Annotated in this window: 14 protein-coding genes; 3 read left to right on the top strand and 11 right to left on the bottom strand. The window is 71.7% G+C overall.

Annotated features, from left to right (window positions below):
* Window positions 1-338 precede the first annotated feature (338 nt).
* Window positions 339-695, top strand: coding sequence for an SDR family NAD(P)-dependent oxidoreductase (locus ACFHYQ_RS07185; RefSeq protein ID WP_394300293.1), 357 nt, complete (start codon window positions 339-341; stop codon window positions 693-695).
* Between the two features lie 192 nt (window positions 696-887).
* On the opposite strand, the gene ACFHYQ_RS07190 is transcribed toward ACFHYQ_RS07185, so the two are convergent.
* The 4 genes from ACFHYQ_RS07190 to ACFHYQ_RS07205 are packed head-to-tail and all read right to left on the bottom strand — an operon-like array spanning window position 888 to window position 4,401.
* The gene (locus tag ACFHYQ_RS07190) at window positions 888-1,982 is read right to left on the bottom strand and encodes an NAD(P)H-dependent flavin oxidoreductase (RefSeq protein WP_394300294.1); all 1,095 of its coding nucleotides are present in this window, start codon (window positions 1,980-1,982) and stop codon (window positions 888-890) included.
* Window positions 1,979-2,779 (bottom strand): CoA-transferase subunit beta, encoded by an 801-nt coding sequence (locus ACFHYQ_RS07195; protein WP_394300295.1) that lies wholly within the window; start codon window positions 2,777-2,779, stop codon window positions 1,979-1,981. Before ACFHYQ_RS07195 ends, ACFHYQ_RS07190 begins: the two co-directional genes overlap by 4 nt.
* The gene (locus ACFHYQ_RS07200; protein WP_394300296.1) at window positions 2,776-3,648 is read right to left on the bottom strand and encodes a CoA transferase subunit A; all 873 of its coding nucleotides are present in this window, start codon (window positions 3,646-3,648) and stop codon (window positions 2,776-2,778) included. The genes ACFHYQ_RS07195 and ACFHYQ_RS07200 overlap by 4 nt, the downstream gene beginning before the upstream one ends.
* 3 nt (window positions 3,649-3,651) lie before the next feature.
* On the bottom strand, window positions 3,652-4,401 hold the full coding sequence (locus ACFHYQ_RS07205) for an enoyl-CoA hydratase family protein (protein ID WP_394300297.1): 750 nt from the start codon (window positions 4,399-4,401) through the stop codon (window positions 3,652-3,654).
* A gap of 79 nt (window positions 4,402-4,480) precedes the next feature.
* Here ACFHYQ_RS07205 and ACFHYQ_RS07210 point away from each other — a divergent pair, with 79 nt between their 5' ends.
* Window positions 4,481-5,383, top strand: coding sequence for an SDR family oxidoreductase (locus ACFHYQ_RS07210; RefSeq protein WP_394300298.1), 903 nt, complete (start codon window positions 4,481-4,483; stop codon window positions 5,381-5,383).
* Window positions 5,384-5,447: 64 nt separating this feature from the next.
* On the opposite strand, the gene ACFHYQ_RS07215 is transcribed toward ACFHYQ_RS07210, so the two are convergent.
* Window positions 5,448-7,007 (bottom strand): FadD3 family acyl-CoA ligase, encoded by a 1,560-nt coding sequence (locus ACFHYQ_RS07215; protein ID WP_394300299.1) that lies wholly within the window; start codon window positions 7,005-7,007, stop codon window positions 5,448-5,450.
* A 132-nt stretch (window positions 7,008-7,139) separates the two neighbouring features.
* On the opposite strand from ACFHYQ_RS07215, the gene ACFHYQ_RS07220 reads away from it, so the two are divergent.
* Window positions 7,140-7,907, top strand: coding sequence for an SDR family oxidoreductase (locus ACFHYQ_RS07220; RefSeq protein WP_394300300.1), 768 nt, complete (start codon window positions 7,140-7,142; stop codon window positions 7,905-7,907).
* On the opposite strand, the gene ACFHYQ_RS07225 is transcribed toward ACFHYQ_RS07220, so the two are convergent.
* Genes ACFHYQ_RS07225 through ACFHYQ_RS07250 form a run of 6 tightly spaced genes read right to left on the bottom strand, consistent with a single transcriptional unit; the run spans window position 7,886 to window position 13,604 of the window.
* Complete coding sequence (locus ACFHYQ_RS07225; RefSeq protein WP_394300301.1) at window positions 7,886-8,683, bottom strand: MaoC/PaaZ C-terminal domain-containing protein; 798 nt, start codon at window positions 8,681-8,683, stop codon at window positions 7,886-7,888. The two genes, ACFHYQ_RS07220 and ACFHYQ_RS07225, sit on opposite strands and share 22 nt — an antisense overlap.
* The gene (locus tag ACFHYQ_RS07230) at window positions 8,680-9,882 is read right to left on the bottom strand and encodes a lipid-transfer protein (protein WP_394300302.1); all 1,203 of its coding nucleotides are present in this window, start codon (window positions 9,880-9,882) and stop codon (window positions 8,680-8,682) included. The genes ACFHYQ_RS07225 and ACFHYQ_RS07230 overlap by 4 nt, the downstream gene beginning before the upstream one ends.
* Window positions 9,879-10,316 (bottom strand): MaoC family dehydratase, encoded by a 438-nt coding sequence (locus ACFHYQ_RS07235; protein ID WP_394300303.1) that lies wholly within the window; start codon window positions 10,314-10,316, stop codon window positions 9,879-9,881. The genes ACFHYQ_RS07230 and ACFHYQ_RS07235 overlap by 4 nt, the downstream gene beginning before the upstream one ends.
* A complete protein-coding gene (locus ACFHYQ_RS07240) occupies window positions 10,313-11,419 on the bottom strand; it encodes an acyl-CoA dehydrogenase family protein (protein ID WP_394300304.1) in 1,107 nt (368 codons plus the stop codon). Before ACFHYQ_RS07240 ends, ACFHYQ_RS07235 begins: the two co-directional genes overlap by 4 nt.
* Window positions 11,419-12,441: a bifunctional MaoC family dehydratase N-terminal/OB-fold nucleic acid binding domain-containing protein gene (locus ACFHYQ_RS07245; protein WP_394300305.1), complete on the bottom strand. Its 1,023-nt coding sequence runs from the start codon at window positions 12,439-12,441 to the stop codon at window positions 11,419-11,421. Before ACFHYQ_RS07245 ends, ACFHYQ_RS07240 begins: the two co-directional genes overlap by 1 nt.
* Entirely contained in the window at window positions 12,438-13,604 is a 1,167-nt protein-coding gene (locus ACFHYQ_RS07250; RefSeq protein WP_394300306.1) for an acyl-CoA dehydrogenase family protein, read from the bottom strand. The genes ACFHYQ_RS07245 and ACFHYQ_RS07250 overlap by 4 nt, the downstream gene beginning before the upstream one ends.
* Window positions 13,605-13,616: the final 12 nt, after the last annotated feature.

Here is a 13,616-nt window from a genome sequence, read left to right on the forward strand (position 1 = left end):
GGATCAAGCCCCACCGTAGGGGCGAATCAAGGGAATTGATCACAACCCGATACGCGCCCTAGCCGCGACCGCCAAGGTTTGCCCGGACGGTGCGCCCGCGCGTAGCGCTGTCCAGTGGGTGCGGTCAGGGTGGTAGGTGCATCGCAAGGCGGAGGAGGAGCTCGTAGCGGAGCCTACGGCCGCGCCGCCGCCCGAGCCGGAGCCCACATGCTCGGTATCGCCCGCCGCAAGGAGATGCTGGAGGATACAACCGCCGGGCACCCGCAGATCGCCGTCCACGCCGCCGGCCTGCGCGACCCGCACACGCCCCAGCAGGTCGTCGACACCGCTACCGGCCTGTGGGGCAGAGTGGACTCGCCGGCGCCGCCCTGCCCCACCTGCGCAGCACGGCTGGCTCCATCATCAACGTGTCCAGCACCTACGGCCATCGGCCCCTGCCCGGCGGCGCCCATTACGCCGCTTCCAAAGCCGCCCTCGAACACCTGACTCGCAGCTGGGCGGCGGAACTGGCCGCCGCGGGACTGCCGGAACCCGTCATCGAACAGATCAAGCACGACGAGGCCACCCGCATCCCGCTTGGCCGCCGCGGCGAACCCGAGGAGGTGGCCGTGTGGATCCTGCACCTGGCCGATCCCGCCGCGACCTGGCTGCCCGGCCAGGTCCTCACCATCGACGGCGGCCTGGAACTCATCTAAAGCCGCGTGAGCCCAGTGCCGCGTGAGGCCGGTGTCACATGAGGCGGTGTCACATGAGGCCGGAGCCGGAGCCGTACGCGCCGACCGGACGTACGCCCGGACCGGATCCATGGGAGATCGGGAGATCATGCGGTCCCGCCGTGTCACCGGGGTAGGAAGCCCTACCAGAACGGTCAGCGGGTGCTCACATGGTTACTCCGCCAGGTGGGCGGGGAGGGCGCGCAGGATCGCGGCGGCCTGGGTGACGATGTCGTCGATCAACTCCTCGGCCAAGGGGAGATCGTCGATGAGCGCCACGACCTGGCCGGAGGACATCACGCCGAGGTCCGGGCGGCCGTCCACCATGGCCGCCTTGAGCAGCATCGGTGTGTTGCCCGCCATCAGGACCTGCGACCAGCTCAGTTCCTTGCCGTGCTTCATGGCCAGGCCATCGCGGATCACGGCCTGCCATGACATGCCGGAGATCTTCTTGAAACGGGCGGCATTGCGCACGGCCCGCACCAGTCCGGACAGCTTGCCGGCCCGCTCCAGCCCGTCCACGAGGGCCGTGCGCAGCACCCGGTGCGGCAGGCCGTCCACCTGCCGGGTGACCACGGTGTCGGACATGCCGAGATAGGCCTGCTTGACCGCGTCGGGGACGGAGCTGTCGGAGGTCAGCAGGAAGCGGGTGCCCATCGCGACGCCGGCCGCGCCGTACGCCAGGGCGGCCGCGAGGCCGCGTCCGTCGAAGAAGCCGCCCGCGGCGATCACCGGGATGTCGACGGCGTCCACGACCTGCGGCAGCAGCAGCGTGGTGGCGACCGCGCCGGTGTGGCCGCCGCCCTCGCCGCCCTGGACCAGTACGGCGTCGGCGCCCCACGCGGCGACCTTCTCCGCGTGCCGGCGGGCGCCGACGGAGGGGATCACCACGATCCCCGCGTCCTTCAGCTTGGCGATCAGCTCCTGTCGCGGGGCCAGGGCGAACGAGGCGACCTTCACCCGATTCTTGATGAGCAGGTCGACGCGCTCGCCGGCGTCGGAGGCGTCGGCCCGCAGGTTCACCCCGAAGGGCGCCTCGGTGCGCGAGCGGACCTCGGCGATGGCGGTGGCGAGCTGGTCGAGGGTCATCGTGGCCGAGGCCAGGATGCCGAGACCGCCCGCGTTCGCCACCGCCGACACCAGGCGGGGGCCCGCCACCCAGCCCATGCCGGTCTGCACGACCGGGTGGCGGACGCCGACGAGGCGGGTCAGCGGGGTGTCCAGCACCTGACCCGCCTGACCCGCCTGACGACCCACCGGGTCGGTCATGCCCGGACCTCACGATCGCGTACAGACTTCGGGTCCAGCACCTCGCGGATCAGCCGCAGCTCCTCGTCCGTCGGCTGCCGGGTCTGCGGCACCTCGCCGTCGATCACGAGCTCGAAGCCGGTGGCGGCCACGACCTGTTCGACGTCGACCCCCGGGTGCACCGACACCAGCCGCATCGACCCGTCCGGCGTGGCGAAGTCGAACACGCCGAGATCGGTCACCACGCGGCGCAGGTCGTGGAACCGGGAGGCCCCCGCGCCCAGCTCGGCCTCCAACTCGGCTGCCCGGTCGTAGCCGACACCGCTGATCATGTCCACCTTGGGAACGAAGACGCGGGTGGAGTGTTTGGGGATCCAGTAGCTGGTCGGGTTGCAGATCGTGTTGCCCGGTGCCCCGCGCACGCCCAGCAGCTGCGACTTCGGCCGCGACCACGCGCCGATCGCCGAGATGTTGGTGTTGCCGTACCGGTCGATCTGGGAGGCGCCCATCATGACGTGCCGCCGCCCGTTCTGCACCAGCCACAGGTGGTCGCGGAACGGCAGCCAGCCCTCCACGGGGCCGGCGGGGGCGCCGAGCGGCACAGCCTCGGCGGTGAGGAGCGGGCCGCCGTCGGTGGTCAGCAGTTCGGGCTCGAAGGTGAGCCGGGCCAGTCGGGCGCCCAGGACCGAGCAGGTGCCCATCGCCGCGGCCAGCATCTCGCCGTCGCCACGCCATGCCTCGGCGCAGGCGACGACGCAGATCTCCGCACGCGTCACGTCCGTCGCGCTCGTGGTGCTCTTCGCGCTCGTGGTGCTCATCGTGTGGTCTCCTCCTCGTGCCAGCGCCGTACGGCCTCCTGGTAGGCGTCCTCGTCGCCGGACAGGAACCGGTCGGTGAACGCGGCCCACGCCTGCGGGTCGGCCGCCGAGGTCGCGTAGTGCCGCTGGAACGCCTCGTCGCGGCCCCGGCCCCCGTCAGTGAAGTGGCCGGAGTCGGTGAAGTGGCCGCCGTCCGGGGTCTCGACGACGCCGGTGACGTGCATGCGGCTGATCAGCAGGGTCTGCGGCGGGCCGTCGAGCTCGCCCGGCGCCACCATGCGGTCGCAGCTCAGGTAGCAGCGGGCGGCCGCCTTGGCGAACATGTCGTCCATGTAGGGATCGGTGCCGAGATATTGGCCGTTGCCCCGCGTGTCGGCCCGGTCCATGTGCACCAGCGCCGCGTCCAGCGTCAGCGCGGGCACCGCCACCAACTCCTCCGCGTCCTCGTACGGCGAGCGGATCGTGCGCAGGTCGGCGTTGACCCGCATGACGTCGGAACCGAGCCCGGCCCGCGTCGGCAGGAACGGCAGCCGGTGCGCGGCGGCCAGCAGGCCGAACATGAACATGCCCTCGTCATATTCGGTGAACTCGATCGTCCCGTTCTGCCTGGCGGCCCGGAAATGCGGTTCCAGGGCGATCGAGTCGAGCGTCACGAACGGGGCGATCACCCGGCTGACCTTGCCCGCCGCGCACAGCAGGCCCACGTCGGCCCCGCCGTACGCCACGACGGTGAGGTCGGTCAGCGACGAGCGGCAGATCGCCCGCACCAGGGCCATCGGCTTACGCCTGGAGCCCCAGCCGCCGATGCCGATCGTCATGCCGCTTTCCAGCGACCCGACGATCTCCTCGGTGGTCATCACGACGCCCATCGGTCATGCACCCTTCCCGGAGACGAAGTCGTCGCGGTGACGGTCGCCCGCGCCCATCAGGTTGAGCTCGAAGGTGAAGCCCTGCTCGAAACGGTAGCTGCGGTTGACGTCGACCGGGTCGATGCCGTTCAGCGACTCCTTGGCCCGCCGGATCACGTACGGGTCCTTGTCTGCGATCTGCGCGGCGACTTCGAAGGCGGCCTCGCGCAGGCGTTCGCGGGGCACGACCTCCAGCACCGAGCCGTACGCGTGCAGTTCGGCCGCCGTGACGTTGCGGCAGGTGTACACCATGGCGCGCATCAGGTGCTGGGGCACCAGCCTGGCCAGGTGGGTGGCGGCGCCGAGCGCGCCACGCTTCACCTCGGGCAGTCCGAAGTAGGCGTCCTCGGAGGCCACGACGATGTCGGCGTTGCCGGCCAGCCCGATGCCGCCGCCCAGGCAGAACCCCTGCACGGCCGCGATCACCGGCACCTCGCACTCATAGACCGCCCCGAAGGCCGCATGGCACCCCCGGTTGGCACCGACCAGGGCCTCGAACCCGGTCGTGGCCTGCATCTCCTTGATGTCCACCCCGGCGTTGAAACCGCGGCCCTCGGCGCGCAGCACCACCACGCGCGTGCCCGGGTCGCGCCCGGCCTGCCGTACGGCGTCCGCCAGGTCGAACCACCCCTGCACGGTGAGCGCGTTGACCGGCGGGGCGTCCATTACGACCTCGGCGACGCCCCCGGCGTGGCTACTGGTGGTGATTCCCATGGCCTACCTTTCCACCAAACATTTGTTAGAAAGTACGCTAGCAGAGTAGACCGCTTCACCGTGAAGAGGGAGAGATGAAATGATCTGCAAGGACAGGGTGGTCATCGTCACCGGCGCCGGGCGCGGACTCGGCCGGGCGCACGCGCTGGAGTTCGCCCGGCAGGGCGCCAAGGTCGTGATCAACGACCTGGGCGTCAGCCGCAGCGGCGAGGGCGGGTCGGCCGGGCCGGCGCAGGAGGTGGTCGAGGAGATCCGCGCGCTGGGCGGGGAGGCGGTGGCCGAGACCTCCGACATCGCGACCGACGAGGGCGCGCGGCACCTGGTCGCCACGGCCGTCGAGACCTTCGGCCGGCTCGACGTCCTCGTCAACAACGCCGGGTTCCTGCGCGACCGCATGCTGGTGAACCTGTCGGAGGAGGAGTGGGACGCGGTGATGCGCGTCCACCTGAAGGGCCACTTCCTGCCGCTGAAGCACGCCGGGCTGCACTGGCGGGCCGAGTCCAAGGCGGGCCGTCCGGTGGACGCCCGGGTGATCAACACCTCCTCCGGCGCGGGCCTGCTCGGCAGCGTGGGTCAGGGCAACTACTCGGCGGCCAAGGCGGGCATCGTGGGCCTCACCCTGGTCGCTTCGGCCGAGCTCGGCCGGTACGGCGTGACCGCCAACGCCATCGCCCCGGCCGCCCGCACCCGGATGACCGAGGAGGTGTTCGCCGCGACGATGGCGGCTCCGGAGGCCGGCGCCTTCGACGCGATGGCCCCGGAGAACGTCTCGCCGCTGGTCGTCTGGCTCGGCTCGGCGGAGTCCCGGGAGGTGACCGGCCGGGTCTTCGAGGTCGAGGGCGGCAAGATCTGCGTCATGGAGGGGTTCCGCCATGGCCCGGTCGCCGACAGGGGCGCCCGCTGGGACGCCGCGGAGATCGGTCCCGAGGTCTCCAGGCTCCTGGGCCTGGCCGCCGAGCCCGAGCCCGTCTACGGCGCCTGATCACCCGAACCGCCGTTTCCGGGCATCCGGCTCGCCGGATGCCCGGAAACGGATGACCAGATGATCAGCCGGGCGCCTGCCGGCTCCCCAGGCCCGGGAGGTCGATCTTCCGGACTTTGCCGGAGGCGTTGCGCGGGAGTCCCTCGACGAACAGGACCTCCCGCGGCACCTTGAAGTTCGCGAGCCGGTCGCGGCAGTATTCGACCAGCTCCTCCGCGGTGACGCTCGCGCCGGGCCGTGCGATGACGTAGGCCCGGCCGACCTCGCCCATCCGCGCGTCGGGCACCCCGATGACCGCGGCCTCGGCCACGCCGTCGTGGGTCGCGAGCACCTGCTCGATCTCAGCCGGATACACGTTGAACCCGCCGACCACGAACATGTCCTTGGAGCGGCCGGTGATGGCGAGGTTGCCCCGCTCGTCGAGCCGCCCGCGGTCCCCGGTCACCAGCCAGCCGTCCCTGACGGTGGCCGCGGTCGCCTCCTCGTCGTCGAGGTAGCCCAGCATCACGTTGTAGCCGCGGACGAGGACCTCGCCGTCCTCCCCCGCCGGCACCGGCTCACCCTTGTCGTCGACCACCTCCACCTCCACGCCCTCGATGGCGCGGCCCGATGTGGTGGCCACGGTCACGTCGTCGTCCTCCGCCGAGCAGGCGGTGACCGTGCCGCACGACTCGGTCAGCCCGTACGCGGTGACGACCTCGGGGAACAGTTCCGCCCGCATCCGCTGGACCAGCGCCACGGGCACCACGGAGGCCCCGGTCACCGCGAGGCGCAGCGAGGACAGGTCGAACTCCGGGCGCCGCGGCGCGTCGAGCATGGAGATGTAGATGGTCGGCGCTCCGGGCAGCACGGTGACCTTCTCGGCCTCGACCAGCCGCATCGTCTCCTCCGGGTCGAACACGGACTGGAGCACCATCGTGGCGGCCTGGAGCAGGCAGGCGAACACCCCCGCCTTGTAGCCGAAGGAGTGGAAGAGCGGGTTGACGATGAGGTAGCGGTCGCCCGGGCGCACCCGGGTGCGCTCGCACCACCCCCGGTAGGTCCGGACGTTCTGCCGGTGGCTGCACATGACGCCCTTGGACCTTCCGGTGGTGCCGGAGGTGAACAGGATGTCGGCCACGTCGTCGGGGCGCACCGCGGCGGCGCGGGCGGCGGCCTGCTCATCGGTCACCCCGGCGCCGGCGGCGAGGAAGTCCGCCCAGCTCCGCGCACCCTGCCGCGCGGGTTCGTCATAGGTCACCACGATGTCCGGCCGGGGTTCGCCGAGCATGGCCAGGTAGTCGTTGCCGAGGAAGCCGTCCTCCACGAACAGGGCACGTGCGCCGCTCCTGTCGAGCAGCCAGCGCGCCTCGTCGCCCTTGTACCTGGTGTTGATCGGCACCACGACGGCCCCGGCGCACAGTGCGCCCAGCGCGGTCACGATCCACCGCGCGCTGTTGGGCGCCCAGATGGCGACGCGCTCCCCCGGCTCGACCCCGAGCGCGATGAACGCCTTCGCCGCCTCGCCGGCCTGGGCTCCCAACTCCGCGTACGTCAGCCGGACCCGGCCGTCCACCACGGCCTCGGCGTCCGGGTAGTCGCGCACGGCGCGTTCCAGGACAGCGGGAATCGTCAGTGCGTCCATCTGCTGGTGAACCTCCTTCATGTCAAAGACCACCCTTCAGTTTGACGGTGTCCGTACCGGTTGATGCGGGTTCATCCCGCTGTGCGGTACCGCTGCCCCGATCTCGCGACGCCCGGCCCTACGCTCGCGGGCATGAACGTGACAGTGGATTTCGGGGGCCGGGCCGTGTTGGTCACCGGCGGGACCAAGGGCATCGGATTCGTGATCGCGGAGACATTCCTGACCGCGGGCGCCGACGTGGTGGTATGCGGGCGTAACGAGCCCGAGACGCTGCCCGCCGCCGGCGGCAGGACAGCCCGGTTCATCGCGTCCGACATCCGGGACGCCACCGCCGCGGCGGCGCTGGTGGAGCAGACCACCGACCACCTGGGCCGGCTCGACGTGCTGGTGAACAACGCCGGCGGCTCCCCCGACGCGGACGCGGCGACGGTCTCGCCGCGCTTCTTCGAGAAGATCGTCGGCCTGAACCTGCTCGCGCCGTTCTACGTGGCGCAGCCGGCCAACAAGGTGATGCAGACCCAGGAGAGCGGCGGCTCGATCATCAACATCGGCAGCGTCTCGGGCGTCGACCCTCAGCCGCGCACCGCGGCCTACTCCGCGGCCAAGGCCGGCCTGCTGATGCTCACCAAGGCTCTGGCGCTGGAGTGGTCGCCGAAGGTGCGGGTCAACCACATCACCACCGGCCTCATCTACACCGAGGCCGCCGCCGGCGTCTACGGCGAGCACGGTGAGGCCGCCCTCGCCGAGGTGATCCCGATGGGGAGGATGGCGGTGCCCGCCGACGTGGCGAACACCTGCCTGTTCCTCGCCAGCGACCTCGCCTCCTACGTGACCGGCGCGGACGTCCCGGTGCACGGCGGAGGCGAGGTCCCGGCGCGCTACGTGGTGACCCGGAAGTGAGCCCGGCCGCCTGACAGCACGGTCGTGCCGTCCACGGCGGCGTCGAACAGGACGGCCTCCCCGCTCTCCCAGCACCGCACGTCAAGCCGGTCGCCGGGGAAGACCGGGGAGGCGAACCTTCCCTCGAGCTCGGCCAGGTCGACGGGGTGCGCCCCGGCGGCCTCGGCCAGCGGCAGCGTCACCGCGGCCACCGTGCACAGGCCGTGCAGGAACGGCCGGGGCATCCCGGCCGCCTTCGCCGCCTCCGGGTCGATGTGCATGTGGTGCCGGTCGCCGAGCAACCGGTACAGCGCGGCCTGGTTGGGCGAGGTGGCGACGCCCAGCTCGCGGGTGGGCGCGGTCTCGGGGGGTCGGGGGGCCGAGGGGCCGCGGTCGCCGCCGAAACCGCCGCACCCGGGCGCGAACAGCGACCAGGTGGCCACGAAGTAGTCGCTGACCACCTCGACCTCGAAGATCGCCGCGCTGCCCTTGTCCCACACCTGCGTGACCCGTGCCGCCATCGTCAGCTCGCCGGCCGGCGGCAGCGGCTTCAGCGAGCGCAGCCGCTGCGAGCCGTGCACCGCGGTCCTGATGTCGAACGCGCCCAGCGGGCCCAGCATGTCCGGGGCCCACTGCGCCTGTGTCAGCGCGAACGTGGGCAGCACCCGCAGCCGCTCCTCGAACACCAGGTCCAGGTCGGTGGCCGCGGCCCCCACGGCGAGCGCGTAAAGGATCACGTCGCGCTCGTCGTAGGAGACCGTACGCTCGCCGAGATGGCGGCCGATCCACTCGTTCACATGTCCCTCCCCAGCAGCAGACCGCTCGTGGGCACCCCCGTGCCCGCGGTCACGATCACGTTGTTCACGCCCCTGCCGTCCGGCCCGGCCGGCTGGTTCACCGAGGCGCCCCGGACGAGCCGTACGGCCTCGGCGATGCCGTTCATCCCGTGCAGATAGGCCTCGCCGAGCTGGCCGCCGTGGGTGTTGAGCGGCAGCCGCCCGCCGATCTCGAGGTTTCCGTCGGCGATGAAGTCCCTGGCCTCCCCGACGCCGCAGAAACCGAGCTCTTCGAGCTGCGGGAGCACCAGCGGGGTGAAGTGGTCGTAGAGGATCGCCGCGTCGACGTCGCCGGGGCGAAGGCCGCTCTGCGTGTACAACTGCCGCCCGACCAGCCCCATCTCCGGGATGCCGGTGATGACGGGTCGGTAGTAGCTGGTCATCATGTGCTGGTCGTCGCCCGTGCCCTGGGCGGCCCCGAGGATGACGGCGGGCGGGTGCGGCAGGTCGCGGGCCCGCTCGGCCGAGACGACGACCAGCGCCTGGCCGCCGTCGGTCTCCTGGCAGCAGTCCAGCAGGTGCAGCGGCTCGGCGATCCAGCGGGAGGCCTGGTGGTCCTCCAGCGTGATCGGCCGCTGGTAGAACCAGGCCGCCGGGTTGTTCGCGGCGTGCCTGCGGTCCACCACGGCGACCCGGCCGAAGTCCTCGCTGGTCGCGCCGTACTCATGCATGTAACGGCGGGCGAACATGGCCACCCACTGCGCCGGGGTGGACAGCCCGAACGGGTTGAGCCACGCGTAGGCGGCGCTGTCTGCTCCCGTCTCCAGCGGCCGGCCCGCCTGGCCGAGGCCGTACCGCACACCAGACCGCTCGTTGAACGCCCGGTAGCAGACGACCACCTCGGCCGCGCCGGTGGCCACGGCCATCGCCGCCTGCTGGATCGTGCCGCAGGCCGCGCCGCCGCCGTGCGGGATGCGGGAGAAGAAGGTCAGCTCGCCCATGCCGGTGTTGCGGGCGACATGGATCTCGGCGTTGGTGTCGGCGGTGAACGTCACCATGCCGTCGACGTCGGACGGCTCGAGCCCGGCGTCGGCGATGGCGGCGAGCACCGCCTCGCAGGCGAGGTGGAGCTCGCTGCGCCCGGAGTCCTTGGAGAACTCGGTGGCGCCGATGCCGGCGATGGCGGCGGCGCCGGAAAGCGGATTTCCGCGGCTGCTCATGTCGCGTCCTTCGAGGGAAGCCGCACCACGGCGGTGCCGGTCACGTGGGCGCCGAGGCCGTTCATACCGCGTACGGCGATCTCGACCCGGTTGTCCTCGTCGTGCTTGGCCGTCACGGTGCCGGTCAGCACCATCGTGTCGCCGGGGTGGTTCGGCACCCCGAGCCTGATCTTGATGGCCTTGACGACGGCGGCGGGGCCCGCCCACTCGGTGACGTACCGGTCGACCAGGCCGTTGGTGGTCAGGATGTTCATGAAGATGTCCCTTGAACCCCGCTCGACGGCGAGGCCGGGGTCGTGGTGAACGTCCTGGTAGTCGCGGCTGGCGATCGCGGTCGCGACGATCAACGTCCTGGTCAGCGGGATCGGCAACTCGGGGAGCGCGTCCCCCACCGCCACCTCGTCGTAGGCGCGGGTGTCGTGGGTCCGGGTCATGAGGACACCCTCGAGAGCACGGCGCCCAGGCGGGCCAGGTCCGCGCTCGGGCCGCCCAGGGTGCCCGCGATCTGCTTGCCCCACAGGAAGTAGCGGTGCACGGGGTAGTCGACGTCGACGCCGATGCCGCCGTGCACGTGCTGGACGCGGTGGACGACGTTCAGCCCGCCCTCGCCGGCCCACCACTTGGCGACCAGCACCGCCGAGACCTCGGACGCCGCGGCGTCCTCCAGCGAGGTGACCGCCTGCCACAGGCACACCCGCATGGCCTCGATGTCGATGTAGCAGTCGGCGAGCTGGTGCTGCACCGCCTGGAATGTGGCCAGCGGGCGGCCGAACTGCCTGCGCTCGCTGAGGTAGGTCGCGGCCAGCCGCAACGCGCCCTCGGCCACGCCGAGCTGTACGGCGGCCAGCGCGACTCCGGCCCGCTGGATGGTCCAGTCCAGCACGCCCGAACCGGGGGTGCCGACGGCCTGGGCCGCCGTGCCGTCGAGGGTGAGGTGGCCGGCCAGGTCGTGGGTGGTGGTCTCCACCCGCTCCCAGGTGACGCCGTCGGTTTCACGCTCGATGAGGAACAGGCCGGGGCCCGTCTCCGCGGTCGCGGACACCAGCACGTGACCGGCCGCGAACGGGGAGGGCACGACGGCCTTGACACCGGTCAGCCGCCAGCCGTCGCCGTCCGGCCGTGCCGTACAACGCGGCTCGGCCGGGTCGTGCGGGCCGAACTCCTCAAGGGCCAAGGTGACCCGCGCCGTGCCCTCCGCGATGCCGGGAAGGATCGCCGCGCGCTGCTCGGGAGTGCCGTACTCGGCGATGGCGAGGGCGGCGACGGCGCCCGGCCACAGCGGGACCGGGGCGACCGTACGGCCCTGCTCGGTCAGCAGCACGCACAGTGCGGCCAGGCCGAGCCCGGCGCCGCCGGCCTTCTCCGGCATGGCGATGCCGAGCAGGCCTGCCTTGGCCAGCTCGGCCCACAGGTCCTCGTCGACCCGCTCGGCGGCGCCCTCCACGGCGCGGACACGCTCGGTGGTGGCGCGGTCCGTGAAGATCTTCCGCGCCAGCTCGCGTACCGCATCGAGCTCTTCGTCCAGGGTGAAGTCCATCAGTTGCCCCCCTCCCGTGGGCGGAACACCGGAAGTGACAGGTCGGGATCGGCGTCCAGCCAGTCGAGGACGACGGGCATGCCGATCTCGACCTCCTCGGGGGTGACGCCGACCAGGTTGGCGATCAGCCGGGTGCCCTCGGCGAGCTCCACGACCGCGACGATCAGCGGATACTCGAACGCGGGATGCCTGGGGTGGTGGTTGACCACGAAGCTGTAGACGTGCCCCTGGCCGGCCGCCTCGACGGTGTCCCAGTCGAACGAACCGCAGTGGGCACAGCAGGGGCCGGGCGGGTGGCGCAGGACCTGACACGACGTGCAACGCTGGATGACCAGCCGGTGCTCGCGCGCGGCCGCGAACCAGAACTCGTTGTCCCGGTTGATCGCCGGCCGGGGCCGCGGCGCCTTCGGCTCGGGCTCCGGAGCCGCTTCAGGTGTGGGCTCGCTCTTCGGCTTGGGCCGGAAGCGCAGCGTGCGCCAGCGCTGGACGGCCACGACCTCGCCGCCGGCGTCGGTGTAGGTCCGCACGGTGGTCACGAACCGTCCCACGCCCAGCGCGGTGGTCTTCTCCGGCGAGATCGACTCGACGACCTCGCGCGCGCTGACGTGGTCCCCGACCACGAGCTCACGGTGGAACTCGAACTCGGAGTCGGTCGCCACCACCGAGGTGTAGCCGCCCTCGTCGAGCAGGGCGATCAGCTCGGCCATGCCAGGGCCGCCACCCGGGTTGGCAGGAGCAGGGCCCGCGGCGGTCGCGGCGTATCCCCGCATGGTCCACGCCTGGACCATCGAGGCGGGCGCGACGATCCCGTCCCGGCCGGTGGCTCTGGCGGCCTCCGCGTCCAGGTAGATCGGGTTCTGGTCGCCCATCGCCTCGACCCAGTGCCGGATCATCGGGACGTTGACCGGGTCCTGGCCCGGCTTCGGCGGGACGGCCTCGACCCCCACGAAGACCGCCAGCCGCTCCTCGTAGTCCCCGCTGTAGTCCCCGCTGTGGTTCGAACTGGAGTTCGGGCCGCTCATGCGCCGCGCCCCATCCGGGGCAGGCCGAGGCCCTGGGTGGCGACCATGTCCCGGAGGATCTCGTTCACTCCGCCGCCGAAGGTGTTCACGATGCCCTGCCGCGACAGCTGCTCGATCTGCCCGGCCAGTACGGCACCGGGCGACTCGGGGCGGATCCGGCCGGCCGCGCCGAGGATCCCGGTCAGCGTGCGCTGCACGTCGATGTGGGTCTCGGTGCCGTACGCCTTGGCCGCGCCCGCGTCCGCGCCGGTCAGCTCGTCCCGGGCGACCGCGCTGGTCATCTTCCAGTTCAGCAGCCGCATCGCCTCCAGCTTGGCGTACGTGCGGGCGAAGTCCCGCTGGACCCACGGCAGCTCGATCGCGCCGTTGTCCTTCGCCCACTCCAGGACCCGCTCCCACAGCTGGATCATGCGGCCGCCCAGTGCGGCCAGGCCGATGCGCTCGTGGTTGAGCTGGTGGGTGATCAGCCGCCAGCCGCCGTCGATCTCGCCGACGACCTCGGTGGCGGGCACCCGTACCCCGCTGTAGTAGGTCGCGGTCACGACCATGCCGCCCACCGTCTGGATCGGGCTCCAGGAGAACCTGGGGTCGTCGGTCGGGACGATCAGGATGGTGATGCCCTTGTGCTTGGGGGCGTCGGGGTCGGTACGGCAGGCCAGCCAGACGTAGTCGGCGGTGTTGGCGCCGCTGGTGAAGATCTTGCTGCCGTCGACGACGAACTCGTCGCCGTCCCGCACCGCGCGGGTCGTCAGCGAGGCCAGGTCGGTGCCGGCGTCGGGCTCGGTGTAGCCGATCGCGAAGACGATGTCCCCCGACAGGATGCCGGGCAGATAGCGCCTCTTCTGCTCCTCCGAACCATGCGCCATCAGCGTCGGGCCGACCGTGTTGACGGTGACGAACGGGAACGGCAGCCCCGCCCGCTGGACCTCGTCGAAGAACACGTACTGCTCCTCGATCGACCGGCCCTGCCCTCCGTACTCCGTCGGCCATCCGACTCCGAGCCAGCCGTCGGCGCCGAGGCGCCTGACGACCTCGCGGAAGCGGTCGCCGCCCACGCCTTCCTCGCCCACGCGCCGCCGCTCGTCCTCCGGCAGCAGGCTCGCGAAGTATTCACGCAGCCGCGCGCGTAGCTCTCGTTGCGCTGCGGTCTCCCGCAGATCCATGTTGCCCCCTCT

This window comes from Sphaerimonospora cavernae (assembly GCF_042435035.1).
Classification (GTDB): domain Bacteria; phylum Actinomycetota; class Actinomycetes; order Streptosporangiales; family Streptosporangiaceae; genus Sphaerimonospora; species Sphaerimonospora cavernae.